Origin of the sequence: Methylobacterium sp. E-046, from assembly GCF_022829625.1 — a bacterium.
GTDB lineage: Bacteria > Pseudomonadota > Alphaproteobacteria > Rhizobiales > Beijerinckiaceae > Methylobacterium > Methylobacterium longum.
Genome location: NZ_JAKSYP010000290.1, coordinates 203,073 through 229,498, shown reverse-complemented (window position 1 = coordinate 229,498; position 26,426 = coordinate 203,073). Strand labels below are relative to the sequence as shown.

Here is a 26,426-nt window from a genome sequence, read left to right as displayed (position 1 = left end):
CTCTACAGCCCGGTAAGCGGGAACACCGCCAGGGCGATCAGGAAGGCGGCCCCGGCCACGAGGGTCGTCCAGATCGCCTTCTCGCGCAGCCGCGGCGCGGCCGGCGCGCCCGGATCCTGCCCCGGCACCACGTGGCTGGCCCGGGTCTCCGGCTGGTTGCGCAGCGGCAGGACCGCGAAGAGCAGCGTCCACCAGACCACGAAGTAGAGAGCGATCGCGCCGCCCACCGTCAGCTTGAACAGGCTCACCCCCGCGGCCACGAAGGCGGCGACCAGCGCGGTGATGACGGCGAGCGTCATCGGCGTCGAGCGGGTGAGCGTGGTCATCATCCGTCTCAGACCTGTTCGAGCTCGACCAGCGTGCCCAGAAAATCCTTCGGGTGCAGGAACAGGACCGGCTTGCCGTGGGCGCCGATCCGCGGCTCGCCCGTCCCGAGCACCCGCGCGCCGTCAGCCTTCAGCTTGTCGCGGGCGGCCAGGATGTCGTCCACCTCGTAGCAGACGTGATGGATGCCGCCGCCCGGATTGCGGGCCACGAAGGCCTCGATCGGTGAACCCTCGCCGAGGGGGGACATCAATTCGATCTTGCTGTTGGGCAATTCCACGAACACGACCGTCACGCCGTGCTCCGGCTGCGGAAGCGGCGGCGTGATCGTGGCGCCCAGCGTGTCGCGGTAAACCGCGCAGGCGGCGTCGAGATCCTGCACGGCGATGGCCACGTGGTTGAGACGACCGATCATGGTGGTTCCTCCCCTAGCGCGCACCGATCGGCAGGCTGCGCCGTCCCCGTTCCCCGCGCGCATCCGGAGGTGCCGGCGCGCAGCGGAGGCCTCGCGAGAGCCGTCCGGGGATTGCGCTGCCGGCCCGAGAGCGCCTGAGAGGCCCACTCGCGCGGGCCTCTCAGGAGGGGGGACGGGTGCTGGACCTGCCGCGATACGTCGTCTGGCTTCGTACCTTAAACTTCCACGACCTGCACGTGGCAGGCCGGCTTCTTGCCCCAGACCTCGTTGGCGGCGGTGCGCACCGCCCGGTCGACCGTCTTCTCGACGCTCTCCGAGTCCTTGAGCTTGCCCCGCGACATCCCCGACAGGGTCCGGGAGACCGCGTCGACGACCGTCTCGATCAGCGGCTCACCCGACCGGCCCCGGTTCGGCAGGCCGATGATGTCCACCGCCGGCTCGCCCAGCACGACGCCGTCCTCGTCGATGGCGATGGCCACCGAGACGAGGCCGGCCTGCATGAGCTTGCGCCGCTCCGGGATCGCCCGGTCCTTCTCGTCGATCAGGACGTCGCCGTCCTTGAACAGGCGGCCGGCCTTCACGTTGTCGATCACCGCCGGGGTGCCGGGGCTCAGGCGGATGAGGCTGCCGTTGCGGGCCTTGACGACGTTCTGCACGCCCTGCGCCCGGGCGAAACGGGCATGCTCGTCGAGGTGCAGCGCCTCCCCGTGGACCGGAATGGCCGTGCCGGGGCGGGTCCAGCGGTACATCTCGACCATCTCGTCCCGGCGCGGGTGGCCGGAGACGTGGACGAGTTCGGTGCGGTCGGTGATCACCTCGACCCCCTGCTCGATCAGGTCGTTGATGATCGATCCGACATCGCGCTCGTTGCCGGGGATGGCCCGCGAGGAGAAGATCACCTGGTCGCCCGGGGCGAGGCTGATATCCGGATGGTCGCGGCGGGAGACCCGCGCGAGCGCCGCCCGCGGCTCGCCCTGCGAGCCGGTGAGCAGGGCCACGACCCGCTCGCGCGGCAGCGACTTCCACGAATCCGCGCGGCGGAACTCGGGCAGGCCGTCGAGGTAGCCGCATTCGCGGGCGACATCGATCACCCGGTCCATGGCGCGGCCGACCGCGATGACCTCGCGCCCGCAGGCGACGGCAGCCTCGGCGACGGCGCGGATGCGGGCGACGTTCGATGCGAAGGTGGTCACCGCGACCCGGTGGGGCGCGTCCGCGATCAGCGTCTTCAGGGTCTCGGCCACGGTCTTCTCGCTGGGCGAGAAGCCCTCGCGCACCACGTTGGTCGAGTCGCAGACGATGGCGAGGATCCCCTCGTCGCCCAGGGCCGTGAAGGCCTCCGGCGAGGTCACTGAGCCGGCGACCGGCGTCGGATCGATCTTCCAGTCGCCGGTATGGAGCACGAGGCCCGCGGCGGTGCGGATCGCGATCGCGTTCGATTCCGGGATCGAGTGCGAGACCGGCACGTATTCGAGTTCGAACGGTCCGACGGTCACGCGCCGGCCGGGCTTCACCTCCCGCAGGTCGACCTTCGGGGCGCCGGGCTCGGACAGCCGGCGCGTCTCCAGCAGGTTCTTGGCGAAGCGGGTCGCGTAGACCGGCGCCTTCAGCCGCGGCCACAACTCCGAGATCGCGCCGATATGGTCCTCGTGCGCGTGGGTGATGAAGATTCCCAGCAGGTCCTTGCGCCGCTCCTCGATGAAGGAGAGGTCCGGAAACATCAGGTCGACGCCCGGCATCTTCTCTTCGCTTGCGAAACCCATGCCGCAATCGACCATGATCCACTTGCGGCCCTTCTCCGGCCCGAAGCCGTAGAGCGCCGCATTCATCCCGATCTCGCCCACGCCGCCGAGCGGCAGGAAGACGAGCTCCTCCTGTCCCTTAACCATGTCTGTCGTCGTCCAAACTCAGGCCGCCGTCGCGGCCGATCCGAAATGCACCTCGCCCGCCGTCACGGTATGCCGGTTCCCATCGGGGGCGAGGATCACGAGCCGCCCCCCCTCGTCGATTGTCTCGAACACGCCCCGCAGGATGTGCCCGCCGCTGTGCACCGCGATCTCCGATCCGAGACCGGCCGCCCGCGCGAGCCAGTCGGCGCGCAGGGCAGCGAAATTCCGTCCCCGGTCCCAGGCGCGCGCCCGCGCGTCCATCCGGTCCGAGAGATGTTCCAGTAGCGCCTCGGCGCCGGCCGCGTAACCCGTCGCGGCCAAGCTCGTCGCGCCGCGAACCTCGGGAGCTGCCGCGACGTTCACGCCGAAGCCGACCACGACGGCGCGTCGCCCCCCCGGCAGCATCTCGGCTTCCAGGAGCAGGCCCGCGAGCTTGCCCCCGTCGCGCAGCACGTCGTTCGGCCACTTCAACTTCAGAGATCGGGCGGCAGGGGCGGAAACGGTATCCGGCAGGGTGCCGCAGGCCGCCACCAACGCCTCGATCAGCGCCAGGCCCGCCACGAAGCCCAACTCGGCGAGTTGCGCGGGCGGGACGCCGACCACCGGCCAGAGCACGCTTGCCGCGAGGTTGCCGGGCAGCGAGGCCCAGCCGTTGCCGCGCCGGCCACGGCCGGACTCCTGCCGGTGGGTGACCACCCACAGCGGCCCGGTCTCGCCCGCGCGCGCCTGCGCCATCGCCTCCGAGTTGGTCGAGCCGAGGGTGTCGTGGACGTGCAGGCGGTGACCCCGGGCGCGTGCCCCGGGTCCGAGTCGGTAGCTCAAGACCGTCCTAGAACAGCGACCGGGCGGCCCGACCGGCGGCGCCGACCAGCGGTCCGGGCAGCAGGAAGAACAGCACCACCACGACGCTTGACAGGGCCAGCACCACGCGCAGGCCCGGCGCCATCGCCTCGTAGGGCTCCTTCGGCTCGTCGAAATACATGATCTTGACCAGCCGCAGGTAGTAGTAGGCGCCGACCACGCTGGTCACGACGCCGATCACCGCCAGCGTCACGAGGCCGGCCTTTATGGCGGCCGCGAAGACGTAGAACTTCGCGAAGAACCCGGCCAGAGGCGGGATGCCGGCCAGCGAGAACATCATCGCGGCGAGGCAGAAGGCCAGCCACGGATGCGTGCGCGACAGGCCCGACAGGTCCTCGATCTTCTCGAACATCACGTCCCGGCGCCGGAGCGACAGGATGATCGCGAAGGTGCCGAGCGTCATCGCAAGGTAAATGATCATGTAGGTGACCAGCCCGCTGATGCCCTCCTCCGAGCCGCAGGCCAGGCCGATCAGCGCGTAGCCGATATTGGCGATCGACGAGTAGGCCATCAGGCGCTTGATCGAGCTCTGGCCGATGGCCGCGAACGAGCCCAGCGCCATCGACACGACCGAGACGAAGATGAAGATCTGCTGCCAGATCGCCGTCACGTCCGGCATCGCGCCGATGAACACCCGCACGGTCATCGCCACGGCGGCCATCTTGGGCGCGGTGGCGAAGAAGGCCGTCACCGGGGTGGGCGAGCCCTCGTAGACGTCGGGCGTCCACATGTGGAACGGCACCGCCGCCATCTTGAAGCAGACGCCCGCGGCCAGGAACACGATCCCGAGCACGATGCCCAGGCCCGCGTTCTCGTTCAGGGCCGAGACGATGCCGGGGAACGAGACCGTGCCGGTGAAGCCGTAGACCAGCGATGCGCCGTAGAGCAGCATGCCGGACGAGAGCGCGCCGAGGACGAAGTACTTGAGGCCCGCCTCGGTGGACTTGACGTCGTCCCGGTGGAACGCCGCGATCACGTAGGCAGCGAGCGACTGCAGCTCCAGACCGAGATAGAGGGCGATCAGGTCGTTGGCTGAGACCATCACCATCATGCCGATGGTGCAGAGCACGATCAGCACCGGAAACTCGAACCGGTCGATGCGCTCGCGCTTGAAGAAGTCGTGCGCCAGCAGGATCGTCGCCGAGGAGCCGAGCAGCACCAGCGACTTCATCACCTTGGAGAACGAATCCGAGACGAAGGCGCCCGACAGGGTCGTGACCCGCCCGTGCACCGGCTGGGAGATCACCACCGAGAGGGCGACGAGGAGCAGGATCAGGGCGCCGACACTCACGGTCTCGGCGGAGCGGTCGCCGCGCCAAGCCCCGTAGAGGATCAGGACCATCACGCCGATCCCGAGGATCAGCTCGGGCAGGAGCGGGGCCAACGAGGGCAGGACGGAGTGGACGGTGGGCATGTCTTCCGTCTCAGCGCGGGACCGGCAGCGCGGCGGCCGCGGTCTGGGTGTTGGACAGGGCGGCCTTCATGCTGGTCATCAGCGCGTCGGTCGAGGGCGCGAACACGTCGAGCACGGGGGCAGGATGCACGCCGTAGTAGATCGTCAGGGCCACCAGCGGCGCCAGGATGATCTTCTCGCGGGTATCGAGATCCATGATGCCCTGGAGGTTCGGCTTCTCCAGCTTGCCGTAGACCACCCGCGCGTAGAGCCACAGAGCGTAGCCCGCCGACAGGATGATGCCGAAGGTCGAGAAGAACGCCACGTTCGGGTTCGCCTTGAAGGCGCCCAGCATCGCCAGGAACTCGCCGACGAAGCCGGAGGTGCCGGGCAGGCCGACATTGGCCATGGTGAAGATCAGCATGGCCACCGCGTAGAGCGGCATCCGCTTCACGAGGCCGCCATAGGCGGCGATCTCGCGGGTGTGCATCCGGTCGTAGACGACGCCGACGCAGAGGAAGAGCGCGCCCGACACGATGCCGTGGGAGATCATCAGGAACAGCGCGCCCTGGATGCCCTGCTCGTTCAGCGTGAACAGGCCCAGCGTGACGAAGCCCATATGGGCCACCGACGAGTAGGCGATCAGCTTCTTGATGTCGGTCTGCATCATCGCGGTGAGCGAGGTGAAGATGATCGCGATCACCGACAGCGCGAAGACGAGGGGCGCGAAGTCGTGGCTCGCCACCGGCAGCATCGGCAGGGAGATCCGGATGAAGCCATAGCCGCCCATCTTCAGGAGGATGCCGGCCAGGATCACCGAGCCGGCGGTGGGCGCCTCCACGTGAGCGTCGGGCAGCCAAGTGTGGACCGGCCACATCGGCATCTTCACCGCGAAGGAGGCGAAGAAGGCGAGCCACAGCCACGTCTGCATCTGCGCCGGGAAGCGGGTCTGCAGCAGGGTCGGGATGTCGGTGGTGCCGGCCTGCCAGTACATCGCCATCACGGCGAGCAGCATCAGCACCGAGCCGAGCAGCGTGTAGAGGAAGAACTTGAAGCTCGCGTAGATCCGGCGCTGTCCACCCCAGATCCCGATGATCAGGAACATCGGGATCAGGCCGGCCTCGAAGAACAGGTAGAACAGCAGCAGATCGAGCGACGCGAACACGCCAATCATCGTCGTCTCAAGGACCAGGAAGGCGACGAAGTACTCCTTCACCCGGAAGTGGATCGAGTGCCACGAGGCGCCGATGCAGAACGGCATCAGGAACGTGGTCAGCAGGATCAGCGGCATCGAGAAGCCGTCGACGCCGAGCTTGAACCGGATCGTCTCGGCCAACCACGGATGGCTCTCCACCAGCTGGAAGCTGGCTGACGCGGCGTCGTAGCGGTTCCAAGCCACCAGGGAGAGGAGAAAGGTGACGACCGTGGTGGCGAGCGCGGCCCAGCGGCTGTTGCGGGCGACCGATTCCTCGTCGCCGTTCAAAGTCAGGATGAAGGCCGCGCCGCAGAGCGGCACGATCAGCAGGCCGGAGAGGATGCCGAGGCCGAGCATGTCAGTGAGCCCCCTTGGGCAGGCCGGACATCAGGTACCAGCTGATCAGGCCGGCGACGCCGATGAGCATCACGAAGGCGTAATGGTAGAGGTATCCGGTCTGGAGGCGGACCACCCCGCGGGTGACGTCCACGACGCGCGCCGCGATGCCGTTCGGCCCGAGGCCGTCGATGATCCGGCCATCGCCCTGCTTCCACAGGAACAGACCGAAATCCTCGGCCGGGCGGACGAAGATCCGATCGTAGATCTCGTCGAAGTACCATTTGTTGAGCAGGAACCGGTAGAGGGACGGCTGCTGGGCGGCGAGCTGGCCCGGCAGTTCCGGCCGGCGGATATACATCCAGAAGGCGAGCACGAAGCCGAGGATCAGCATGATCAGCGGCGAGTACGACACCAGCGCCGGGACCTCGTGGATCTCGTGCATGATGTGGTTGTTCGGGCCGTGCGCCAGGGCATGGCCCCAGAACGCGTCCATCCCCTCGCCGATGAAGCGGTCGTGGAAGATCAATCCGGCGAACAGGGCGCCGAAGGCGAGGATCGCCAGCGGGATCGTCATCACCAGCGGGCTCTCGTGGGGCGTGTGATCGCCGTGGTGGCCGTGCCCGTGATGATCGTCCGCGACGAGGTCGCTCGTGTGGGCCGGTTCGATGTCGTGGCCCTTGTCGTCGTGGGCGACGCCCTCGGTGTGACCGGGCGCGCCGTCGGCCTCGTGCGCCATGGTCGAGCGTGCCACCGCGGGGGCGTCGTGGTGGTCGTGCGCCGCGTGGGCGCCCCAGCGGGCCGGACCCTCGAAGGTCATGAAGAACAGGCGCCACGAGTAGAACGAGGTGAAGAACGCCGCCACGACCACGCACAGGAAGGCGAGCGTGTGGCCCGGCCGCGTCGACGCGTAGGCCGCCTCGATAATCGCATCCTTCGAGTAGTATCCGGCCGTGTAGGGGAAGCCGATCAGCGCCAGCGAGCCGATCGCCATCATGACGCTGGTGTAGGGGATGTAGCGGCGCAGGCCGCCCATGTTCCGCATGTCCTGCTCGTGGTGCATCGCGTGGATGACCGAGCCGGCCCCGAGGAACAGCAGCGCCTTGAAGAAGGCGTGGGTGAACAGGTGGAACACGCCGGCCGAGTAGGCGCCGACGCCGAGCGCCACGAACATGTAGCCGAGCTGCGAGCAGGTCGAGTAGGCGATCACCCGCTTGATGTCGTTCTGCACGAGCCCGATCGTGGCCGCGAAGAACGCCGTGATGCCGCCGATCACCGTCACCACGATCAGCGCGTTCGGGGCTTCCTCGAAGAGCGGCGACAGGCGGGCGACCATGAACACGCCGGCGGTAACCATGGTGGCGGCGTGGATCAGCGCCGAGACCGGGGTCGGTCCCTCCATGGCGTCCGGCAGCCACGTGTGCAGCAGGAACTGGGCCGACTTGCCCATGGCGCCCATGAACAGCAGCAGGCAGGCCAGGGTCAGGGCGTTCCAGTCGTAGCCCAGGAAGTGGAAGGTCAGCGTCTTGATCGCGTCGACCTTGCCGAAGATCGCGTCGAACGCCACCGAGCCGGTGAGCACGAAGACGAGGAAGATGCCGAGCGAGAAGCCGAAATCGCCCACCCGGTTGACGATGAACGCCTTCATGGCGGCGGCGTTGGCCGAGGGCTTCTCGTACCAGAAGCCGATCAGCAGGTAGGAGGCGAGGCCCACGCCCTCCCAGCCGAAGAACATCTGCACGAGATTGTCGGCCGTCACCAGCATCAGCATGGCGAAGGTGAACAGCGACAGGTAGGCGAAGAAGCGCGGCCGGTGCGGATCCTCCTCCATGTAGCCCACGGAGTAGAGGTGCACGAGCGTCGAGACCGTGGTCACCACCACCAGCATGACCCGGGTCAGGGTGTCGACCTTGAAGGCCCAGTCGACCTGCAGGTCGCCGGCCGAGAACCAGGAGGCGACCTGCACCCGCTCGGCGTGGCCGCCGTCGAGGAACACCCCCCAGGCGATCAGCGCCGTGAAGGCGAGGAACGCCGTGGTGATGTACTCGCAGGCCCGCGCGCCGATGTACCGGCCGAACAGGCCGGCGATCAGGAAGCCGATGAGCGGGAAGAAGACGATCGCGTGATACATCGCTCTCTTGCAGTCCGTCCTCCGGGCCGGCCGTTTAGGCGGCGTCCGGATGTGAATCGGGGCGGCGGGGAAGGAGGCCCTAGCCCTTCATCATGCTCACGTCCTCCACCGCGATGGAGCCGCGGTTGCGGAAGAACACCACCAGGATGGCGAGGCCGATCGCCGATTCGGCGGCCGCGACGGTCAGCACGAACAGGGCGAAGACCTGTCCGGTGATGTCGTTGAGCTGCGTCGAGAAGGCGACGAGATTGATGTTGACCGAGAGCAGGATCAGCTCGACCGACATCAGGATGACGATGATGTTCTTGCGGTTGATGAAGATGCCGAGCACGCCGAGCGTGAACAGGATCGCCGCGACGGTGAGGTAGTGGCTCAGGCCGATCATCGTTCGATTCCTCCGGCGGCCATCAGACCTCGACACCCTGGCGCGACGGGACCTTGCGGGTCTCCACCGCCATGGCCTGGGTGCGGGCGTTCTGGACCGCGATGTTCTGGCGCTTGACGCCCGGCCGGTCGCGGAGCGTCAGCACGATCGCGCCGATCATGGCCACCAGCAGGATCAGGCCGGCGAGCTGAAAGAAGTAGGCGTATTCGGTGTAGATCACCCGGCCCAGAGCCTGGGCGTTGGTGAGGTTCTCGGCGGCCGCGACGTTGCCGAGGGGCGCCTGGACGAGGCCCGGATCGATGCTCCACGAGCCCACCACCAGCAGCAGTTCGACCAGGAAGATCGCCCCGATCAGGCCGCCAACCGGCAGGTATTGCTGGAAGCCCTGACGCAATTCGGCGAAATCGACGTCGAGCATCATCACCACGAACAGGAACAGCACCGCCACCGCGCCCACGTAGACGACCACGAGGATCATCGCGAGGAACTCGGCGCCCATCAGGACGAAGAGCCCGGCTGCGTTCACGAAGGCGAGGATCAGGAACAGCACCGAGGCGACGGGATTGCGCGAGGCGATCACCATGAAGCCCGACGCGACCGTGATGCTCGCGAACAGGTAGAAGAATGCGGCTGCTGCGGTCATGCGCTGGTCGGGATCGGCCGCCGAAGCGGCCCCTTCTGCCGTGCGTTGAGACGGTTCGCAGCGGGCGGCCCGTCTATAGAACCCGGTCGGCGGGGGCACAACAGCGTCCCCGACATGGCTCTAGAGCATCGCGCCGGAAACCGGAACCGGTACGATGCTCTAGAGCCTTGATACTGCATCATCTTCCTTCGAGGGGCGGCGGCCGCCCGTCGGGACGATGTCTCAGCGATAGGGTGCGTCCATCGCGATGTTGCGGGCGATCTCGCGCTCCCAGCGGTCGCCGTTCAGCAGGAGCTTCTGCTTGTCGTACAGCAGCTCCTCCCGGGTCTCGACCGAGAATTCGAAGTTCGGGCCTTCCACGATGGCGTCCACCGGGCAGGCCTCCTGGCACATGCCGCAGTAGATGCATTTCACCATGTCGATGTCGTAGCGCGTCGTGCGGCGGGTGCCGTCGTTGCGGCGCGGTCCCGCCTCGATGGTGATCGCCTGGGCCGGGCAGATCGCCTCGCAGAGCTTGCAGGCGATGCAGCGCTCCTCGCCGTTGGGATAACGGCGCAGGGCATGCTCCCCGCGGAAGCGCGGACCGCGATGGCCCATCTCGAACGGGTAGTTGATCGTGGCCTTCGGCTTGAAGAAGTAGCGCATGCCGAGGACCATCCCCGACACGAACTCCTTCAGCAGGAGGCTTTTCGCAATCTGATCGAGCTTCATGCCGCGATCTCCGGTTCCGTGCGTCAGGCGCCCGGGGCCAGGCCGGTGAGCTTCAACACGAAGGCCACGACCACCACCGAGACGAGCGAAATAGGCAGGAAGACCTTCCAGCCGAGACGCATGAGCTGATCGTAGCGGTAGCGCGGCACGATCGACTTCACCATCGCGAACAGGAAGAACAGGAAGCTGGCCTTCAGCGTGAACCAGATCACGCCCGGCACCCAGGTGAAGGGCGCGAATGGGATCGGCGACAGCCAGCCGCCCATGAACAGGATCGTGCCCAGCGCGCACATGCTCATGATGGCGACGTACTCGCCCAGCATGAACAGCAGGTACGGGGTCGAGGAATACTCGACCATGTAGCCGGCCACGAGCTCCGACTCCGCCTCCGGCAGGTCGAAGGGCGGGCGGTTGGTCTCGGCCAGCGCCGAGACGAAGAACACCACGAACATCGGGAACAGCCACAGCCAGTACCAGCCGAAGATGCCGAGGCTGGTGTCCTGCGCCATCACGATGCGCGAGAGGTTGAGCGAGCCGGCGCAGAGCAGCACGCAGATGATCACGAAGCCCAGCGACACCTCGTAGGAAATCATCTGCGCCGCCGAGCGGAGCGCGCCGAGGAACGCGTATTTCGAGTTCGACGCCCAGCCGCCCATGATGACGCCGTAGACGCCGAGCGACGAGATCGCGAAGATGTAGGTGATGCCGACGTTGATGTCGGCGATCGCCCAGCCGTCGGCCAGCGGGATTACCGCCCAGCTCGACAGGGCCAGCATCGCGAAGACCAGCGGCGCCAGCAGGTAGATCGCCTTGTTGGCGCCCGCCGGGATGACCGGCTCCTTCAGGACGAACTTGAGCAGGTCGGCGAAGGACTGGAACAGGCCGAACGGCCCGACCACGTTGGGGCCGCGGCGGAGCTGCACCGCCGCCCAGATCTTCCGGTCGGCGAGCAGTGCGTAGGCGATGAACACGAGGAGCGCGGCGAGGAGCACGAAGCTCTTCAGCGCGATCAGGAGCACGGTCCCGAGGATTTCGAGCGACGTCATCGGTCTGGAGCTCCTACTCGGCCGCCGCGAGCGGCCGCGCCTCGGCGGCGCGTTCGCGGGCGAGGCGCGAGCACTCGGCGAGGATCCGCGAGGCGCGGGTGATCGGGTTGGTCAGGTAGAAGTCGGTGATCGGCGACGCGAAAGCCGGTCCGCCCGCCGTGCCGCCGAGTCCGGCGAGCTTCTCCACCGCCTCCGCGACGGTGCCGGCCTCGACGGCTCCGACCGCCGCGAAGTGCGGGTGGGCGGCGTAGAGCGCCCGACGAAGGGCAGTGAGCGAGTCGAAGGGCAGGCGGTGGCCCAGCACGTCCGACAGGGCGCGCAGGATCGCCCAATCCTCCCGAGCGTCCCCCGGCGGGAAGGCGGCGCGGTTGCCCATCTGCACCCGGCCTTCCGTGTTCACCCAGGTCGCCGACTTCTCGCTGTAGGCGGCGGCCGGCAGGATCACGTCGGCGCGGGCGGCGCCGCGGTCGCCGTGGGTGCCCTGGTAGATCATGAAGGCGCCCGGCGGCACGTCGCGCTCGTCGGCCCCGAGGTTGAACAGGACGTCTAGCGCGCCCGGTTCCAGCATCTGCGCGAAGGTGAGGCCGCCCTCCCCCGGCACGAAGCCGAGATCCAGCGCCCCGACCCGGGCGGCGGCGGTGTGCAGCACCCCGAAGCCGTTCCACTCGGCCGAGACCGCGCCGATCGCCTTCGCCAGGGACGCGGCGGCGGCCAGGATGCCGGGGGCGACGTTGGCGCCGACGATGACCATCGGCACCTTGGCCTCCTTGAGCACCTCCAGGAAGCTGTGCTCGCCGCGGGCGAGGCCCGCGAGCGAATCGGGGCCGGCGCCGATGTAGTGGCTCGGATAGGTGAGGTCGACCGGCTCGCCGATCACGCCCACCGCCAGCGGTGCCATGCGCCAGCGCTTGCGGATGCGGACGTTCAGCAGCGAGGCTTCGGTGCGCGGGTTGGCGCCGACGATCAGGATCGCGTCCGCGGCCTCGATGCCGGGGATCGTCGGGTTGAAGATGTAGGAGGCGCGGCCGAAAGCCGGGTCGAGGCCGGCATCGGTCTGGCGGCAGTCGAGGTTGGGCGAACCGACACTCCGCATCAGCTCGCGCAAGGCGAAGATCTCCTCGACGCCCGCGAGGTCGCCGACGACCGCGCCGAAGCGCTTCGGATCCGCGCCCTTCACCTTGGCGGCGATGGCCTGGAAGGCCTCACCCCAGGAGGCCGGCCGCAGGCGGCCGTTCTCGCGCAGGTACGGTCGGTCGAGGCGCTGCATCCGCAGCCCGTCGATGTGGTAGCGAGTCTTGTCGGAGATCCACTCCTCGTTGATCTCCTCGCTGATCCGCGGCTCGATCTGCATGACCTCGCGGCCCCGCGTGTCGATGCGGATGGACGAGCCGACCGCGTCCATCACGTCGACCGACTCGGTCTTGTTCAGCTCCCAGGGGCGGATGTTGTAGCTCTGCGGCCGGTGCACGAGGGCGCCCACCGGGCAGAGGTCGGCGACGTTGCCCTGGAGCTCCGAGGCCATCGACTGCTCAAGGTAGCTGGTGATCTCCATGTCCTCGCCGCGGCCGATGGCGCCGAGGTCGGGCACCCCCGCGACCTCCGCGAGGAAGCGCACGCAGCGGGTGCAGTGGATGCAGCGGTTCATCGCCGTCCGCACCAGCGGGCCGATGTGCTTCTCCTCGACGGCGCGCTTGTTCTCCGTGTAGCGGGTCGAGTCGACCCCGTAGGCCATGGCCTGGTCCTGCAGGTCGCAATGGCCGCCCTGATCGCAGATCGGGCAGTCGAGGGGGTGGTTGATGAGGAGGAACTCCATCACCCCCTCGCGGGCCTTCTTGGTGCCCTGCGAGCGCGTCAGCACCTCCGGCGGCTCGCCGTTCGGGCCGGGGCGGCAATCCTTCACCGCGTAGGCGCAGGACGCCACAGGCTTCGGTGCGCCCTTCAGCTCGACGAGGCACATGCGGCAATTGCCGGCGATCGACAGGCGCTCGTGGAAGCAGAAACGCGGGATCTCGGCCCCCGCGGCCTCGCAGGCCTGGAGCAGCGTGTAGTCGGCGGGGACGTCGACCTCGGTGCCGTCGACGAGAATTTTTGTCATCGGATCGTCTCGTAAACTGGCCCAAACGCGGGAGGCCGGATCCGACCCACGCCCTCATCCTGAGGTGCGAGGCGCAGACGAGCCTCGAAGGAGATGTCCAGCCCGCCGCGCGGTCCCCGGAGGCCTCCTCGGAGGACCACCGGGGCGAGCACCTCGGGCTGAGGCTGCGGGTTGGACGACGGCATGGCGCTTCTACTCCGCGGCCATCGGCACGGGCTCGCTGTGCGGGTTCGCCGTATAGCGGTCGATCCGCTTCTCGATCTCGGGGCGGAAGTGTCGGATCAGGCCCTGGATCGGCCAGGCCGCCGCGTCGCCGAGCGCGCAGATCGTGTGCCCCTCGATCTGCTTGGTGACCTCGAACAGCATGTCGATCTCGCGCTTCTGCGCGCGGCCCTCGGTCATGCGCTGCATCACCCGCCACATCCAGCCGGTGCCCTCGCGGCACGGCGTGCACTGGCCGCAGGATTCGTGCTTGTAGAAGTACGAGATCCGCGTGATCGCCGCGACGATGTCGGTGGACCGGTCGAGGACGATCACCGCCGCGGTGCCCAGGCCGGAGCCGAGGTTGCGCAGGGTGTCGAAGTCCATCTTGGCGTCGACGATCTGCTCGGCCGGCACCAGCGGCACCGAGGAGCCGCCCGGGATCGAGCACAGGAGATTGTCCCAGCCGCCGCGCATGCCGCCGCAATGGCGGTCGATGAGCTCGCGGAAGGTGATGCCCATCTCCTCCTCGACGTTGCACGGCTTGTTGACGTGGCCGGAGACGCAGAAGAGCTTGGTGCCGGTGTTGTTCTTGCCGCCCAGCCCCGCGAACCACGCCCCACCCCGCCGCAGGATCGTGCCCGCCACCGCGATCGACTCGACGTTGTTCACCGTCGTGGGACAGCCGTAGAGGCCCATATTGGCGGGGAACGGCGGCTTGAGCCGCGGCATCCCCTTCTTGCCCTCCAGGCTCTCGATGAGGGCCGTCTCCTCGCCGCAGATATAGGCCCCGGCGCCGTGGTGGACGTAGATGTCGAACGGGTAGTCGTGCACGTTGGACTGGCCGACGAGGCGGGCCGCGTAGGCCTCGTCCACGGCCTTCTGGAGGGCGTGCTTCTCGGCGACGTACTCGCCGCGGATGTAGACGTAGCAGGCATGCGCGTTCATCGCGAAGCAGGCCAGCATGCAGCCCTCGATCAGGAGGTGCGGATCGTGCCGCATGATCTCCCGGTCCTTGCAGGTACCCGGCTCCGACTCGTCGGCGTTGACCACGAGGTAGTGCGGGCGTCCGTCCGACTTCTTGGGCATGAACGACCATTTCAGGCCGGTCGGGAAGCCCGCGCCGCCGCGGCCGCGCAGGCCCGAGGCCTTCATCTCCTCGATGATCCAGTCGCGGCCCTGCTCCAGCAGGAACTTGGTCCCGTCCCAGGCGCCGCGCTTCTTGGCGGCGTCCAGGCCCGGGGATTGCAGCCCGTAGAGATTGGTGAAGATGCGATCCTGATCCGACAGCATGTCAGGTCCTCACTGAGCCGGCGCCGACAGGGCCTTGGCCTGCCCCACCCAGTCCTCCCGGTCGATGCGACCAGGGAACGCGAGGTAGGTGCCGACCCAGGTGATTTCGTCGCGGCTCCACGCGGCGATCTGGTCGAAATGGTAGATGCCGAGCGCGTTCAGGCGCTGGCTGTTGCCGGGACCGATGCCCCTGATGCGCGTCAGGTCGTCCGGCTGGCCGGCGCGTGCCGCATCCAGCCCGGCGGGGCGCTTGCCGACCGCATCGGCCTTCTGTTCGGGGCTCGCGTCCTTCGGCAGGGCCGCGAGGGCACCGGCAACGCGGGCCTCCTCGGCCTCGGCGGCGACCTCGCCCTCGCTGGCGCCCGAGGCCTCGGGCTGCTGCGGAACCGCGTCGCGCTCCGGCACAGCCTGATGTCCCTGCTCCCCGGCAGCGGGCTCGCCCTCGACGACGCGCTTGGCGGGCGTCTCGATCACGTCCGCATCGCCCGGACGGGCGGCGCCGTGCTTGGCGGTGGAACGGCCGCGCTCGGCCGCGTCGGCGCGGTCCTCGGGCTTCACGGGCGTCTCCCCGTCGGCCGCGCGCTGGGCCGGGGCGTCACTCACGGTCCGTTCCACCGGCCGGCCGGCATCGGGCCGCGCCGGCTTCGGGTTCTCGGCGGCCTGCTGCGTCGCGGAGGCCGCCTCGCTGGTCTTGGCGGCCGGATCCTCGGCCTTGCCGGCCTCCTCGAAGCGCTTGCGCCACGCGCCGACGCGGGACCCGTCGTAGAGCGTCGGGTCGGTCAGCGTGTTGGCGCCGCCCAGCGGCTCTGAGGAGACGCGCTCGGTCTGCGAGCCGATCGTCACCGGCCGGCCGGCGGCGAGGTCGTCCATCAGCGCGCCGAGGGATTCCGGCGTCAGATCCTCGTAATAATCCTGGTTGATCTGCACCATCGGGGCGTTGCAGCAGGCGCCGAGGCACTCGACCTCGAGCCAGGAGAAGTTGCCGTCGGCCGAGACGTGCCCCGACGGTCCGAGCCGGGCCTGGAGCATCTCCTTCAGCCCGCGCGCGCCGCAGGAATCGCACGGGACCGTGCCGCAGACCTGGATCCAGAAGCGCCCGACCGGCTCCAGGGCGAACATCGTGTAGAAGGTGGCGACCTCCAGCACGCGGATGTTGGGCATGCCGAGTTCGGCCGCCACGGCCTCGATGGCGGCGCGCGGCAGCCAGCCGCCGTTCTGCTCCTGCGCCTTCCACAGGAGCGGGATCACCGCGGAGGCCTGCCGTCCTTCCGGATACTTGGCGATCTGGGTCTTCGCCCATTCGGCGTTCTCGGGCGAGAACGCGAAGCTCTCGGGCTGGTCCGAGGCGGGGGCGAGTCTGCGGTTTGCCATCGCTTTTGTCTTACCGATCCACTTCGCCGAACACGATGTCGAGCGTGCCGAGCACGCAGGAGACGTCGGCCAGCAGGTGGCCGCGGCACATCCAGTCCATCGCCTGCAGATGCGCGAAGCCCGGCGCGCGGATCTTGCAGCGATACGGCTTGTTGGTCCCGTCCGACACCAGGTAGACGCCGAACTCGCCCTTGGGCGCTTCCACGGCGGCGTAGACCTCACCCTCGGGCACGTGGAAGCCCTCGGTGTAGAGCTTGAAGTGGTGGATGAGCGCTTCCATCGAGCGCTTCATCGCCCGGCGCGGCGGCGGCGCGAACTTGCCGTCGAGCGCCGCGATCGGACCCTGACCGGCGGGCTCGCGCAGCTTGGTGATGCACTGCTTCATGATGCGCACCGACTCGCGCATCTCCTCCATGCGGATCACCTGACGGTCGTAAGTGTCGCCGTTCTTACCGACAGGGATGTCGAATTCCATCTCCTCGTAGCACTCGTAGGGCTGCGCCTTGCGCAGGTCCCACGGAATGCCCGAGCCCCGGACCATCACGCCCGAGAAGCCCCACTCCATCGCCTCGTCCACCGACACGATGCCGATGTCGACGTTGCGCTGCTTGAAGATCCGGTTGCCCATGACGAGGGCGTCGAGGTCGTCGACCACCTGCAGGAACGGGTCGCAGAACGCCTCGATGTCGTCGATGAGCTTCGGCGGCAGGTCCTGATGGACGCCGCCGGGGCGGAAGTAATTGGCGTGGAGCCGGGCGCCGGAGGCCCGCTCGTAGAAGATCATCAGCTTCTCGCGCTCCTCGAAGCCCCAGAGCGGGGGCGTGAGAGCGCCGACGTCCATCGCCTGCGTGGTGACGTTGAGGAGGTGCGACAGGAGCCGGCCGATCTCGCAGTAGAGCGTGCGGATCAGCTTGGCCCGGCGCGGCACCTCGATGCCGGCGAGCTTCTCGATCGCCAGGCAGAAGGCGTGCTCCTGGTTCATCGGCGAAACGTAATCGAGCCGGTCGAAATAGGGGGTCGCCTGCAGGTAGGTCTTGTACTCGATGAGCTTCTCAGTGCCGCGGTGGAGCAGCCCGATATGCGGATCGACGCGCTCGACCACCTCGCCGTCCAGTTCCAGCACGAGGCGCAGGACGCCGTGCGCCGCCGGATGCTGGGGGCCGAAGTTGATCGCGAAGTTGCGGATGTTGTGTTCGGTCATCGGACGGCCCCTTCTCAGGCCGACTTCTTCTCGTCGCCCGGGAGCACGTAATCGGTGCCCTCCCAGGGCGAGAGGAAATCGAAGTTCCGGAATTCCTGCGTGAGCTGCACCGGCTCGTAGACCACCCGGGCCTCATCTTGGTCGTAGCGGACCTCGACGAAGCCGGTGAGCGGGAAGTCCTTGCGCAGCGGGTGCCCCTCGAAGCCGTAATCGGTGAGCAGGCGGCGCAGGTCGGGATGCCCCGAGAACAGGATCCCGTAGAGGTCGTAGGTCTCGCGCTCGTACCAGTTGGCCGCCGGGAACACCTCGATCACCGAGGGGACGGGCGTCACCTCGTCGGTCTGCGCCTTCACGCGGATGCGAAGGTTATGACGCAGGGAGAGCAGGTGATAGACCACGTCGAAGCGCTTCTCGCGCTGCGGATAATCCACGCCGCAGATGTCGATGAAGTTGCGGAACGCGCAGGACGGGTCGTCGCGCAGGTAGGTCAGCGCGTAGACGATGTCGGAGGCCTGGACCACCAGCGTCAGCTCGCCGAACGCGATGGCGTGCGACACCACCGCCGGTCCCAGCGCGCCGACGACCCGCTCGGCCAGGGCCGCGACGGCGTCGTCGCCGTAGACAGGCTGGGTGTGGGGAAGGATCGAGATGCCGTTCGTCATGGCCGCTCCTCAGCGCTCGATCGTACCGGTCCGGCGGATCTTCTTCTGCAGCAGCAGCACGCCGTAGAGCAGCGCCTCGGCGGTGGGCGGGCAGCCGGGCACGTAGATGTCCACCGGCACCACCCGGTCGCAGCCGCGGACCACCGAGTAGGAATAGTGATAGTAGCCGCCGCCGTTGGCGCAGGAGCCCATCGAGATGACGTAGCGCGGCTCGGGCATCTGGTCGTAGACCTTGCGCAGCGCCGGGGCCATCTTGTTGGTGAGCGTGCCGGCCACGATCATCACGTCGGACTGGCGGGGCGAGCCGCGGGGCGCGAAGCCGAACCGCTCGCAATCGTAGCGCGGCATCGACATCTGCATCATCTCGACCGCGCAGCAGGCGAGGCCGAAGGTCATCCACATCAGCGAGCCGGTGCGGGCCCAGTTGATCAGCTCGTCCGTGGTCGTGAGCAGGAAGCCCCGGTCGGCCAGCTCGTCGCTGATCGACAGGAAGGTCGGATCGTCCGCGCCGATCGGGCGGCCGGTGTTGGGATCGATGATCCCCTTCGGCTGGGGCGCGATCGCGGGGGCGCGGTTCGTATCGGTGATCAGGGCCATCGGCGACTCAGGGTCCGGTGCGGGCGGGGGCTGACGGGGTTCAATCCCACTCGAGGGCGCCCTTGCGCCACTCGTAGACGAAACCGACGGTCAGCACGCCGAGGAAGACGATCATCGACCAGAAGCCGAACCAGCCCAGGTCCCCGAAGGTGATCGCCCAGGGAAACAGGAACGCGACCTCAAGGTCGAAGATGATGAACAGGATCGCGACGAGGTAGAAGCGCACGTCGAACTTCATGCGGGCGTCGTCGAAGGCGTTGAACCCGCATTCGTAGGCCGAAAGCTTCTCCGGATCGGGATTCTTGAAGGCCACGATGAAGGGCACCACCAGCAGGGCCGTTGCGATGAACAGCGCCACGCCGATGAACACGATGAGCGGCAGGTAATCCGCCAACAATCCGGTCATGCCAGGGCCTCGCGAGACGTAGAAAACCGCGGTGCGACGCCGATCCGGACTCGCCCGTGGAATTGTTCTTATGCCAGGATGCGCGCGGCCGGAGGCTTAGTCGAGCCGCCGCCCCATGACAATGGCTTGTCGCGTCGCACAATGCGCGCTGTCAGCGCTTCCCTGAGATGGGAATGGGCGGCCTGCCTGCAACACGACGGAAGCGCGCAGGCTCATGAGCCCCGAGGCCGGCGAATCCGCACCGGATGCGCTTGACAGGTCCCGTAGCGGCCCATAAACCCCGCCCCGTCGCCGGGCGAAACGCCCCTTCGAGGCGACCACGCCGTGCGGGCGTAGCTCAGTTGGTTAGAGTGCCGGCCTGTCACGCCGGAGGTCGCGGGTTCGAGCCCCGTCGCCCGCGCCATTCCCGTCGAGCGCTCGGCTCGAATCCCCACCAATCGCCGTACCGGCACATCCGGCATCATCGAACGACCTGCCGCGTCGGCGGGGTGTGTCCGACGATCTGACGCGATTGGCCATGTGCCGGCGTCGGGATCGGCATGCCGACAGATGCGCGTCACACCGGCATGGTCGGCGATCGACCCGGGCGCGCTTGCGGCCGTGATGGTCGCGTGACGCATCCCCGTCCCTTAGCACCGGCCGCGGGCGAGCGCCGGATGACGAGCCTCCGCCGGTTCCCCCTTGGCCCGAGGTGGCATGGGTCGCAAAAGCTCGAGCCGCCGGGACCGCTCCCCGCCGGGCATTCCTGCCTGTGTGCCGGACGCGGGCGTGGACGACACGGTCGCGTCCGGCAGAACGCGCTTCGCCGCCTGTCCTGGTCCTCGTCCGCCTGCTTCCGGTGACGTCGAACCGTCTGACCTGCAGGCGGGCCTGCCTGTCCGAGCGATCTCGGGCGGCTCATGAAGCTGGCCGCCCGTGTTGTTCGGTCAGATCGTCACCCACGGGCGATTCTTGGGATCCGGCGCGTGAGGTGTGAAAGGAACAAACAGCCGCTCGAAGGCGAAATCGCTCTTATTGCTCACCCGATCGTCTCGGATGAAAACGGCGTTGACACCGTTCGACCAAACCAAAGTATACCCTTTGTCCTTCGCGACCTTGTCCAGGGCGCGCAGGCTGGCGCCGTGATAGACTGTTCCATCCCACCTGTGCGTTACATCGAATTGAATCGATATTGACGGGTCAGCCCCGATCCCGCCGTTGTATTCTAGTATAACAACTTTTGGTCTGGCCTGGAGTGACAGCCAGATCCAGAGTTCCTGGCCGTCAACGTCGATCGACATGAAGTCCAGATCGTCCGGCAATCCATATTTTCTATAGAGCGTATTGATGTTGAGTGGCGTAATGAATTCTTGCCTGACGTCGTATTTTGGCGGGTATTGTGCGCCGTCGAGGAAGATGCCCTTCCAGCCCTGCTCCCTGAGGTGAACAAAATTGCCCTCCAGGCCGTCCTCGATCGGGTGATTCCAGGCTGGTCCGATGCCGAACTCGAAGAACGTGCCCGTGTTGATCCCCAGGCATTCAGATATTTTTTCTATAATACCGTCTTCGCCGAGCTGTGATCGTACCTTGCGCTCAAATGCAGATAGATCGGGTACAATATAGGGCATGGCGTATCGCCTCTACTGGCGCTAACGGTAAGCCGGACGGGGACGAGCTGTTGCACATATTCCGAGACTGTGGAAGTTCTCTGGGCGATCCTCGCTTCATCGGCCGGGCCGGACGCGGTGCTGACGGGCTCTGTTGCGCAGCCGGGACGACGTGCTACCGTCGGTGTTCCAGTGACGAGACGAGGCCCGGGCCGAGCTGAGCGATCCGCCATGATCGTCGCAGCGGTGGCGGGGGCCGTTCGATCGAGGATCGCCGACTGGTCCGAAGAGGCTGAAGCGGTCCGGGGGAAGGGCTCATCAGGGATCCAACGTCAACCGTCGGCACGGCCATGGTGCGCGGGCCGGCCCTCTCCGCGTGGTCGACGATCCCGGCCCTGCCGGGTGTGAACGCAAAGGCGGCTGTTTCGACCCGGCAGCGACGGGTGGCGTTTCCATCCGGCCTGTCACGCTGAGCACCGCACGTTCGGGCCCCTCCCCGGCGTCACGTCCGCGTCCGTCGCAGATCCGAGCCGGCATGCCCTGTCGCGGTTCGGGTCCGCCGGCGTGCCCGGCCTTCTCCGTCGTTTCGCATGAACCGCCGGGGATCAGGCGACCTCCGGCGGTGCGGTCGCCTTCGCTCGGGCCGAGGGGTCGGCCGCGGTCCGGCCTCCGCGAAGGCTCAGTGCGATGCCCGCCAGGATCAGGCCTCCGCCGACGAGGATGTCGGCGCTCAGCGGTTCGCCCACCACGAGATGCGTGCTCAGGATGCCCGCCACCGGCACCAGCAGGGCGAAGGGCGTCACGGTGGCCGCCGGGTAGCGGGTCAGGAGCCCGCTCCAGAGCCCGAAGGCGAGGAGCGTCGTCGGGTAGGCCTGGAAGGCGACCGATCCGATCGCCCCCCAGCTGGGATGCGTCAGCCCCGCCAGGGCGCCCGGTCCCTCGATGATCAGCGACAGGATCAGGAGCGGCGGCGTGGTGGCGAGGCTGCCCCAGACCATGAGCGCCAGCCGGTCGACCCGGCCGATCCGCTTCACGATGACGTTCGCGCTGGCCCAGGCCAGGGCCGCGCCAACGACCAGGAGCAGCGGGCCCAGCGGGGCGCCTCCGCCCCGTCCGAGCGCCACCGCGGCGACGCCCACGAGGGCAATCCCGCCCCCCAGCATCTGGAGGCCACGCGGACGCTCCTTCTGCACGGCCCAGGCGAGCGCGACGGTGAAGGGCACCTGGACCTGGATCAGCAGCGACGACAGCCCGGCCGGCATCCCGAATCGGATCGCCGTCATGAGCAGCCCGAACTGGCCGACCCCGAGGGCCATCCCGAACCCGGCCACCAGCGCGACGGGGGCCCGGGGAGGCCGGATCAGCAGGGCCGCCGGCAGGGCCGCGAAGCCGAAGCGCAGGGCACACAGCATCAGCGGCGGGACCGTCTCCAGGCCGACCTTGATGGCTACGAAGGCCAGACCGAGGATCGTGACCACCAGGATTGCGGCGAGCCCGTCGCGCAGCGTCATGCCCCGATCCTATGCCGCAACCACGCGCTTCACCAACGCTGGGCCATGCGGGCGTGGCGGCGCTCGTCGCGTCGGTTGACCAGCAGGTCGATGGCGTCGCCGGTGCCGGGCAGGCAGGCATCCGCCACGTCCTGCGGGGTCAGGCCGATATCCTTCAGCTCGCGGGCCGTAAGAGTCGAGAGCCGCTGCAGCACGCGCCGGTTCATCGCGGTGCGCGACAGGGCGGCCCGGATCTCCGCGGCGGCTCCCGAGACCGCGCCGGCCAGCCGGGCGAGCCAGGATGGCGGGGTTGCGGCGGTCTCGGTCAGGCCATGGTCCATGATCCCCTCCTCCATCATCTCTGGGGCAGGGCGATCCTGGCCGTTGGGGACTGGCGGCGACAGGAACACTTCGGTACGGTTTAGAAGAATTGTCCGGACGGGAGAGCAGTACGGATGCCGGTCGCGGCCAGAAGCCCGGGAACCCGCGTCGACGCCGTGGTCGGCGAGATCCGCGAGCGGATCGCGGCGCGGCGGCTCGTCCCGGGCGTGCGGATCCCGTCGGTGCGCGCCTTCGCGGACGCCATGGGCGTCTCGAAATCGACGGTCGTGGAGGCCTACGAGCGGCTCGCCGCCGAGGGGGCCGTGGTGGCCCGGCCGGGCTCGGGCTTCTACGTCGCCGGCAAGACGCGGCCGCTCTCGCTCCAGGCGATGGGACCGCGGCTCGACCGGATCGTCGACCCCCTCTGGATCACCCGGCAGGCGCAGCAGGCCGGCTCCGATCAGCTCAAGCCCGGCGCGGGCTGGCTGCCCGATTCCTGGATGCCCCACGAGGCGATCCGGCGGGGCCTGCGCCGGGTGGCCCGGGCCGACCGCGCCGAGATGACCAACTACGACCGGCCGCTCGGCTACGAGCCCCTGCGCCACCAGATCGCCCGCAAGGTCGGCGAGAAGGGCGTCGGCGCCGAGCCCGATCAGATCGTGCTGGTCGAATCGGCCACGCAGGCGCTGGACCTCGTCTGCCGCTTCCTGCTGCAGCCCGGCGACACCGTGCTGGTGGACGACCCCTGCTACTTCAACTTCCTGGCACTGCTGCGCGCCCAGCGGGTCGCCGTGGTCGGCGTGCCGATGACGCCGGAGGGGCCGGATCTGCGGGCCCTCGCCGCGCTCCTGGAGCAGCACAGGCCGCGCTTCTACCTGACCAACGCGGCGCTGCAGAACCCGACGGGGGCGAGCCTCGCGCCCACCGTGGCGCACCGGCTCCTGAAGCTGTGCGAGGCGCACGACGCGCTCATCGTCGAGGACGAGATCTTCGGCGACTTGGAGCCCGACGCGGCCCCCCGGCTGGCCGGGTTCGACGGTCTGGAGCGGGTGATCCAGATCGGCAGCTTCTCCAAGACCCTCTCGGCCGCCGCCCGCTGCGGCTGGATCGCGCTCCGGGCCGACTGGGTCGAGCCGCTGGTCGACCTCAAACTGGCCCTGAGCCTCGGCAACGGCCATGTCACGGCGGCCCTGGTGCACACGCTCATCAGCGAGGGCGCCTACCGGCGTCACCTCGCCGAGACCCGGCGCCGCATCGCCGGCGCGATGGTGCAGGCCTCCGCGGAGCTGCGCGGCTGCGGCCTGGAGCCCTGGTCCCAGCCGCGGGGCGGCTTCTTCCTGTGGATGCGTCTGCCGGACGGGCGCGACGGGGCCGAGGTCGCCCGCCGGGCGCTCGCCCGCGGCATGGTGCTGGCGCCGGGCACCTCGTTCAGCCTGTCGGAGGCCTGGAACGGCTACATGCGCTTCAACGTGGCCCATTGCGCCGATCCGCGCATCCGTCCGATCCTACGGGAGGCGCTGGGCTGAGCGCGTCCGGTCAGGCCGGGAGAGCCAAGTCCACCCGCAGGCCGCCGAGATCCGACCGCCCGAGGCTGAGGCCGCCGCCGTAGAGTTCGGCGAGTTCCAGGGTGATCGGCAACCCGAAACCGTGGCCTGGCACGCCCTCGTCGAGGCGACGCCCCCGCGCCATGACGGCGGCCGCCGCCGCCGGGTCGAGGCCTGGCCCGTCATCCTCAACGGACACGGACACCGTGCCGTCGCGCAGCCCCGCGGAGACCCGCACGCGGCTCCGGCACCAGCGGCAGGCATTGTCCACGAGGTTGCCCAGCATCTCGTCGAGATCCTGGCCCTCGCAGGCGGCGGAGAGAGCCTCCGGTACGGCGAGGTCGATCGCCACGCCCTTCTCGGCGTAGAGGCGCACGAGGGCGTCGCGCAGGTCGGTCAGACGCGGCGCCAGCGGCATTCGGCCCCGGGCCGAGCCGGCCAGGGCCGCGGCCCGGGCGCGGCGCAGGTGATGCCGCACCCGCCGGTCCATGTCGTCCACCTGCCGGCGCAGCGCGCCGTCCGGGTCGCGGGCGGGCTCCGCGAGCGCCATCGACAGGGTTGCCAGCGGCGTCTTGAGGGCGTGGGCGAGGTTGGCGACGTGGCCGCGGGCCCGTTCCAGGGTCTGTGCGTTCTGGTCGAGAAGCGCGTTGAGTTCCACGACCACGGGCGCGATCTCGGCCGGCTGGTCCGCCGGCACGCGCTCGCGCCGCCCGGCCCGCACGGCCGCGAGATCCGCCCGCAGGCGCGTCAGCGGCGCGAGGCCGAGGCGCACCTGGACGGCCAGCCCGGCGAGTAGGCACAGGCCGAGGATGCCGAGCGCCACGGCGAGGCTGGTCAGCGCCTCGCGCAGGGGCCCGCGCAACTCCGCCTCGGGCGCCGCCACCACGATCGTGGCGGGCGGAGGCCCCGGCACGGTGAGCACCCGGGCGACGAGCGGCTCACCGCCCGGGCCCGTGGCCGAGGCCGGATGCGGCCGGTCCGGGTCGTCGTCCGGCCCTGGATCGGACAGGCGGATGTCGCCGCCCCGCAGCGAGCCGGAGCGGATCGTCTCGGAGCCGCGGCGCACCTCCCAGGCCCAGCCGGGACCCGGCCGGTCGAAGGGCGGCGCATCGAGGGTCTGCGGGAGGAGCCCGGCCTCGAGCCCGGCCCGCAGGGCGGTGATCTGCGCGTCGAGCCGTCCGTCGAGCTGCCCGCGCACGAACCGGTGCAGGATCACCCCGATGGCGAGGCCGGCCACCACCAGGGCCGCCAGGACCAGCACCAGGGCCGCCGCGAGCAGGCGGGTGCGCAGCGAGCGCCGCCGCGTCGCCCCCGCCATCAGGCGGGATCCGCGTGCAGGCGGTAGCCGTGGCCGCGCACGCTCTCGATCCGGGCTGGCGCGATCTTCCGGCGCAGCCGCGTGATGATCACCTCGACGGAGTTCGAATCGACGTCGGCGTCGCCCTCGTAGACCCGCTCGATCAGGTGCGGGCGCGGCACCACGGCCTCGCGGTTCAGCATCAGGCAGGACAGGACACGCCATTCGAGGCCGGTGAGCCTGAGCGGCAGGCCCTCGTGCTCGAAGGCGCCGAGCCCCGGATCGAAGCTCAGGGGGCCGCAGGCGATCCGGCTCGCCCCGCCGCCCTGGGACCGGCGCACGAGGGCGCGCAGGCGGATCACCAGCTCCTCCACCCGGACCGGCTTGACGAGGTAGTCGTCCGCCCCCGCCTTGAAGGCCGCGACCTTGTCGCTCCAGCCGTCCCGGGCGGTGAGCACCAGCACCGGCAGGGTCCGTCCGGCCGCTCGCCAAGTCCGCAGCACCGAGACGCCGTCGCCCTTCGGCAGGCCGAGATCGAGCACGACGGCGTCGTAGCCCTCGGTCTCGCCGAGATGCTGGGCGTCCTCGCCGGTGGCGGCGTGGTCGAGCACGAAGTTCTCCGCGCGCAGCACCTTGGCGACCTCGGCGGCGAGCGCCGCGTCGTCCTCCACCAGCAGGATCTTCACCCGTCCCATCTCCCCCGTCTGGCCTTCGATCCCCGGTCGAGGCCCGATCCGTCCGCGCCGGGACATCCGGTCGCGCTCGCCCTCTCCGGCGGCGCGAGCGGGGCGCGGTGTCCCCGGGGCGGCTCGGAGACCGGGCGCGCATGGCGCCCGGATCCCACGGCCGCAAACGACGCCGCCGCCGAGACTTAGAGCCGTTTTCTCATGTCGCCCGTGCACACGGAAGCGCGGGGGCGGATCCCAGGCACCCGCCCGGTATCGCGCATCGCGGACCCGCATCGGCTCCTGCCGCCAAGCCCTTGCGCCCGCACGGGTTCCCCAGGGTGCGGTCTAGGGCGGCCGGTTTAACC

General features: G+C 68.9%; 24 protein-coding genes and 1 tRNA gene. 2 read left to right on the top strand and 23 right to left on the bottom strand.

From position 1 onward, the window contains the following. Window positions 1-2: 2 nt before the first annotated feature. The 18 genes from MKK82_RS32700 to MKK82_RS32615 form a co-directional block, all read right to left on the bottom strand. A complete protein-coding gene (locus MKK82_RS32700; protein ID WP_238284711.1) occupies window positions 3-329 on the bottom strand; it encodes a DUF1467 family protein in 327 nt (108 codons plus the stop codon). Between the two features lie 5 nt (window positions 330-334). After that, window positions 335-739 (bottom strand): methylmalonyl-CoA epimerase, encoded by a 405-nt coding sequence (gene mce, locus MKK82_RS32695; RefSeq protein WP_238284710.1) that lies wholly within the window; start codon window positions 737-739, stop codon window positions 335-337. A 215-nt stretch (window positions 740-954) separates the two neighbouring features. Beyond that, the gene (locus MKK82_RS32690) at window positions 955-2,628 is read right to left on the bottom strand and encodes a ribonuclease J (RefSeq protein ID WP_238284709.1); all 1,674 of its coding nucleotides are present in this window, start codon (window positions 2,626-2,628) and stop codon (window positions 955-957) included. Window positions 2,629-2,646: 18 nt separating this feature from the next. Then, complete coding sequence (locus MKK82_RS32685) at window positions 2,647-3,450, bottom strand: biotin--[acetyl-CoA-carboxylase] ligase (RefSeq protein WP_238284708.1); 804 nt, start codon at window positions 3,448-3,450, stop codon at window positions 2,647-2,649. 7 nt (window positions 3,451-3,457) lie between these two features. Next, entirely contained in the window at window positions 3,458-4,903 is a 1,446-nt protein-coding gene (gene nuoN, locus MKK82_RS32680) for an NADH-quinone oxidoreductase subunit NuoN (protein WP_238284707.1), read from the bottom strand. Between the two features lie 10 nt (window positions 4,904-4,913). Further along, window positions 4,914-6,434: an NADH-quinone oxidoreductase subunit M gene (locus MKK82_RS32675; protein ID WP_238284706.1), complete on the bottom strand. Its 1,521-nt coding sequence runs from the start codon at window positions 6,432-6,434 to the stop codon at window positions 4,914-4,916. A gap of 1 nt (window position 6,435) precedes the next feature. Then, window positions 6,436-8,544, bottom strand: a complete 2,109-nt coding sequence (nuoL, locus tag MKK82_RS32670) for an NADH-quinone oxidoreductase subunit L (protein ID WP_243988017.1) — start codon at window positions 8,542-8,544, stop codon at window positions 6,436-6,438. Between the two features lie 79 nt (window positions 8,545-8,623). Further along, entirely contained in the window at window positions 8,624-8,929 is a 306-nt protein-coding gene (nuoK, locus tag MKK82_RS32665) for an NADH-quinone oxidoreductase subunit NuoK (protein WP_010686008.1), read from the bottom strand. A 22-nt stretch (window positions 8,930-8,951) separates the two neighbouring features. After that, window positions 8,952-9,572 (bottom strand): NADH-quinone oxidoreductase subunit J, encoded by a 621-nt coding sequence (locus MKK82_RS32660; protein WP_238284704.1) that lies wholly within the window; start codon window positions 9,570-9,572, stop codon window positions 8,952-8,954. A gap of 222 nt (window positions 9,573-9,794) precedes the next feature. Next, complete coding sequence (gene nuoI, locus MKK82_RS32655; RefSeq protein WP_238196703.1) at window positions 9,795-10,283, bottom strand: NADH-quinone oxidoreductase subunit NuoI; 489 nt, start codon at window positions 10,281-10,283, stop codon at window positions 9,795-9,797. 23 nt (window positions 10,284-10,306) lie between these two features. Beyond that, entirely contained in the window at window positions 10,307-11,329 is a 1,023-nt protein-coding gene (gene nuoH, locus MKK82_RS32650; protein WP_238284703.1) for an NADH-quinone oxidoreductase subunit NuoH, read from the bottom strand. 13 nt (window positions 11,330-11,342) lie between these two features. Beyond that, entirely contained in the window at window positions 11,343-13,424 is a 2,082-nt protein-coding gene (nuoG, locus tag MKK82_RS32645) for an NADH-quinone oxidoreductase subunit NuoG (RefSeq protein WP_238284702.1), read from the bottom strand. A gap of 192 nt (window positions 13,425-13,616) precedes the next feature. Further along, window positions 13,617-14,918: an NADH-quinone oxidoreductase subunit NuoF gene (gene nuoF / locus MKK82_RS32640; RefSeq protein ID WP_238284701.1), complete on the bottom strand. Its 1,302-nt coding sequence runs from the start codon at window positions 14,916-14,918 to the stop codon at window positions 13,617-13,619. Between the two features lie 9 nt (window positions 14,919-14,927). Beyond that, window positions 14,928-16,289 carry an NADH-quinone oxidoreductase subunit NuoE gene (gene nuoE, locus MKK82_RS32635; RefSeq protein WP_243988016.1) on the bottom strand — a complete coding sequence of 454 codons (1,362 nt, stop codon included), beginning with the start codon at window positions 16,287-16,289 and terminating at the stop codon, window positions 14,928-14,930. A 10-nt stretch (window positions 16,290-16,299) separates the two neighbouring features. Next, window positions 16,300-17,490, bottom strand: a complete 1,191-nt coding sequence (locus MKK82_RS32630; RefSeq protein ID WP_238284699.1) for an NADH-quinone oxidoreductase subunit D — start codon at window positions 17,488-17,490, stop codon at window positions 16,300-16,302. A gap of 14 nt (window positions 17,491-17,504) precedes the next feature. Next, window positions 17,505-18,152, bottom strand: a complete 648-nt coding sequence (locus MKK82_RS32625) for an NADH-quinone oxidoreductase subunit C (protein ID WP_238284698.1) — start codon at window positions 18,150-18,152, stop codon at window positions 17,505-17,507. 9 nt (window positions 18,153-18,161) lie between these two features. Then, window positions 18,162-18,749 carry a NuoB/complex I 20 kDa subunit family protein gene (locus tag MKK82_RS32620; protein WP_010686017.1) on the bottom strand — a complete coding sequence of 196 codons (588 nt, stop codon included), beginning with the start codon at window positions 18,747-18,749 and terminating at the stop codon, window positions 18,162-18,164. Between the two features lie 40 nt (window positions 18,750-18,789). Then, entirely contained in the window at window positions 18,790-19,155 is a 366-nt protein-coding gene (locus MKK82_RS32615; RefSeq protein WP_238284697.1) for an NADH-quinone oxidoreductase subunit A, read from the bottom strand. Window positions 19,156-19,481: 326 nt separating this feature from the next. On the opposite strand from MKK82_RS32615, the gene MKK82_RS32610 reads away from it, so the two are divergent. After that, window positions 19,482-19,558, top strand: a tRNA-Asp gene (locus tag MKK82_RS32610). 523 nt (window positions 19,559-20,081) lie between these two features. Here MKK82_RS32610 and MKK82_RS32605 read toward each other — a convergent pair. The 3 genes from MKK82_RS32605 to MKK82_RS32595 form a co-directional block, all read right to left on the bottom strand. Then, window positions 20,082-20,762, bottom strand: coding sequence for a hypothetical protein (locus MKK82_RS32605; protein ID WP_238284696.1), 681 nt, complete (start codon window positions 20,760-20,762; stop codon window positions 20,082-20,084). 584 nt (window positions 20,763-21,346) lie between these two features. Then, window positions 21,347-22,252: an EamA family transporter gene (locus tag MKK82_RS32600; protein WP_238284695.1), complete on the bottom strand. Its 906-nt coding sequence runs from the start codon at window positions 22,250-22,252 to the stop codon at window positions 21,347-21,349. A gap of 29 nt (window positions 22,253-22,281) precedes the next feature. Beyond that, window positions 22,282-22,572, bottom strand: coding sequence for a DUF1127 domain-containing protein (locus MKK82_RS32595; protein WP_238284694.1), 291 nt, complete (start codon window positions 22,570-22,572; stop codon window positions 22,282-22,284). Between the two features lie 114 nt (window positions 22,573-22,686). On the opposite strand from MKK82_RS32595, the gene MKK82_RS32590 reads away from it, so the two are divergent. After that, window positions 22,687-24,078 (top strand): PLP-dependent aminotransferase family protein, encoded by a 1,392-nt coding sequence (locus MKK82_RS32590; protein ID WP_238284693.1) that lies wholly within the window; start codon window positions 22,687-22,689, stop codon window positions 24,076-24,078. 10 nt (window positions 24,079-24,088) lie between these two features. On the opposite strand, the gene MKK82_RS32585 is transcribed toward MKK82_RS32590, so the two are convergent. Together MKK82_RS32585 and MKK82_RS32580 are read right to left on the bottom strand one after the other, a co-directional pair. Then, the gene (locus MKK82_RS32585; protein WP_243988015.1) at window positions 24,089-25,414 is read right to left on the bottom strand and encodes a sensor histidine kinase; all 1,326 of its coding nucleotides are present in this window, start codon (window positions 25,412-25,414) and stop codon (window positions 24,089-24,091) included. Continuing rightward, window positions 25,414-26,079 carry a response regulator transcription factor gene (locus tag MKK82_RS32580; protein WP_243988014.1) on the bottom strand — a complete coding sequence of 222 codons (666 nt, stop codon included), beginning with the start codon at window positions 26,077-26,079 and terminating at the stop codon, window positions 25,414-25,416. The genes MKK82_RS32585 and MKK82_RS32580 overlap by 1 nt, the downstream gene beginning before the upstream one ends. Between the last annotated feature and the right edge of the window lie 347 nt (window positions 26,080-26,426).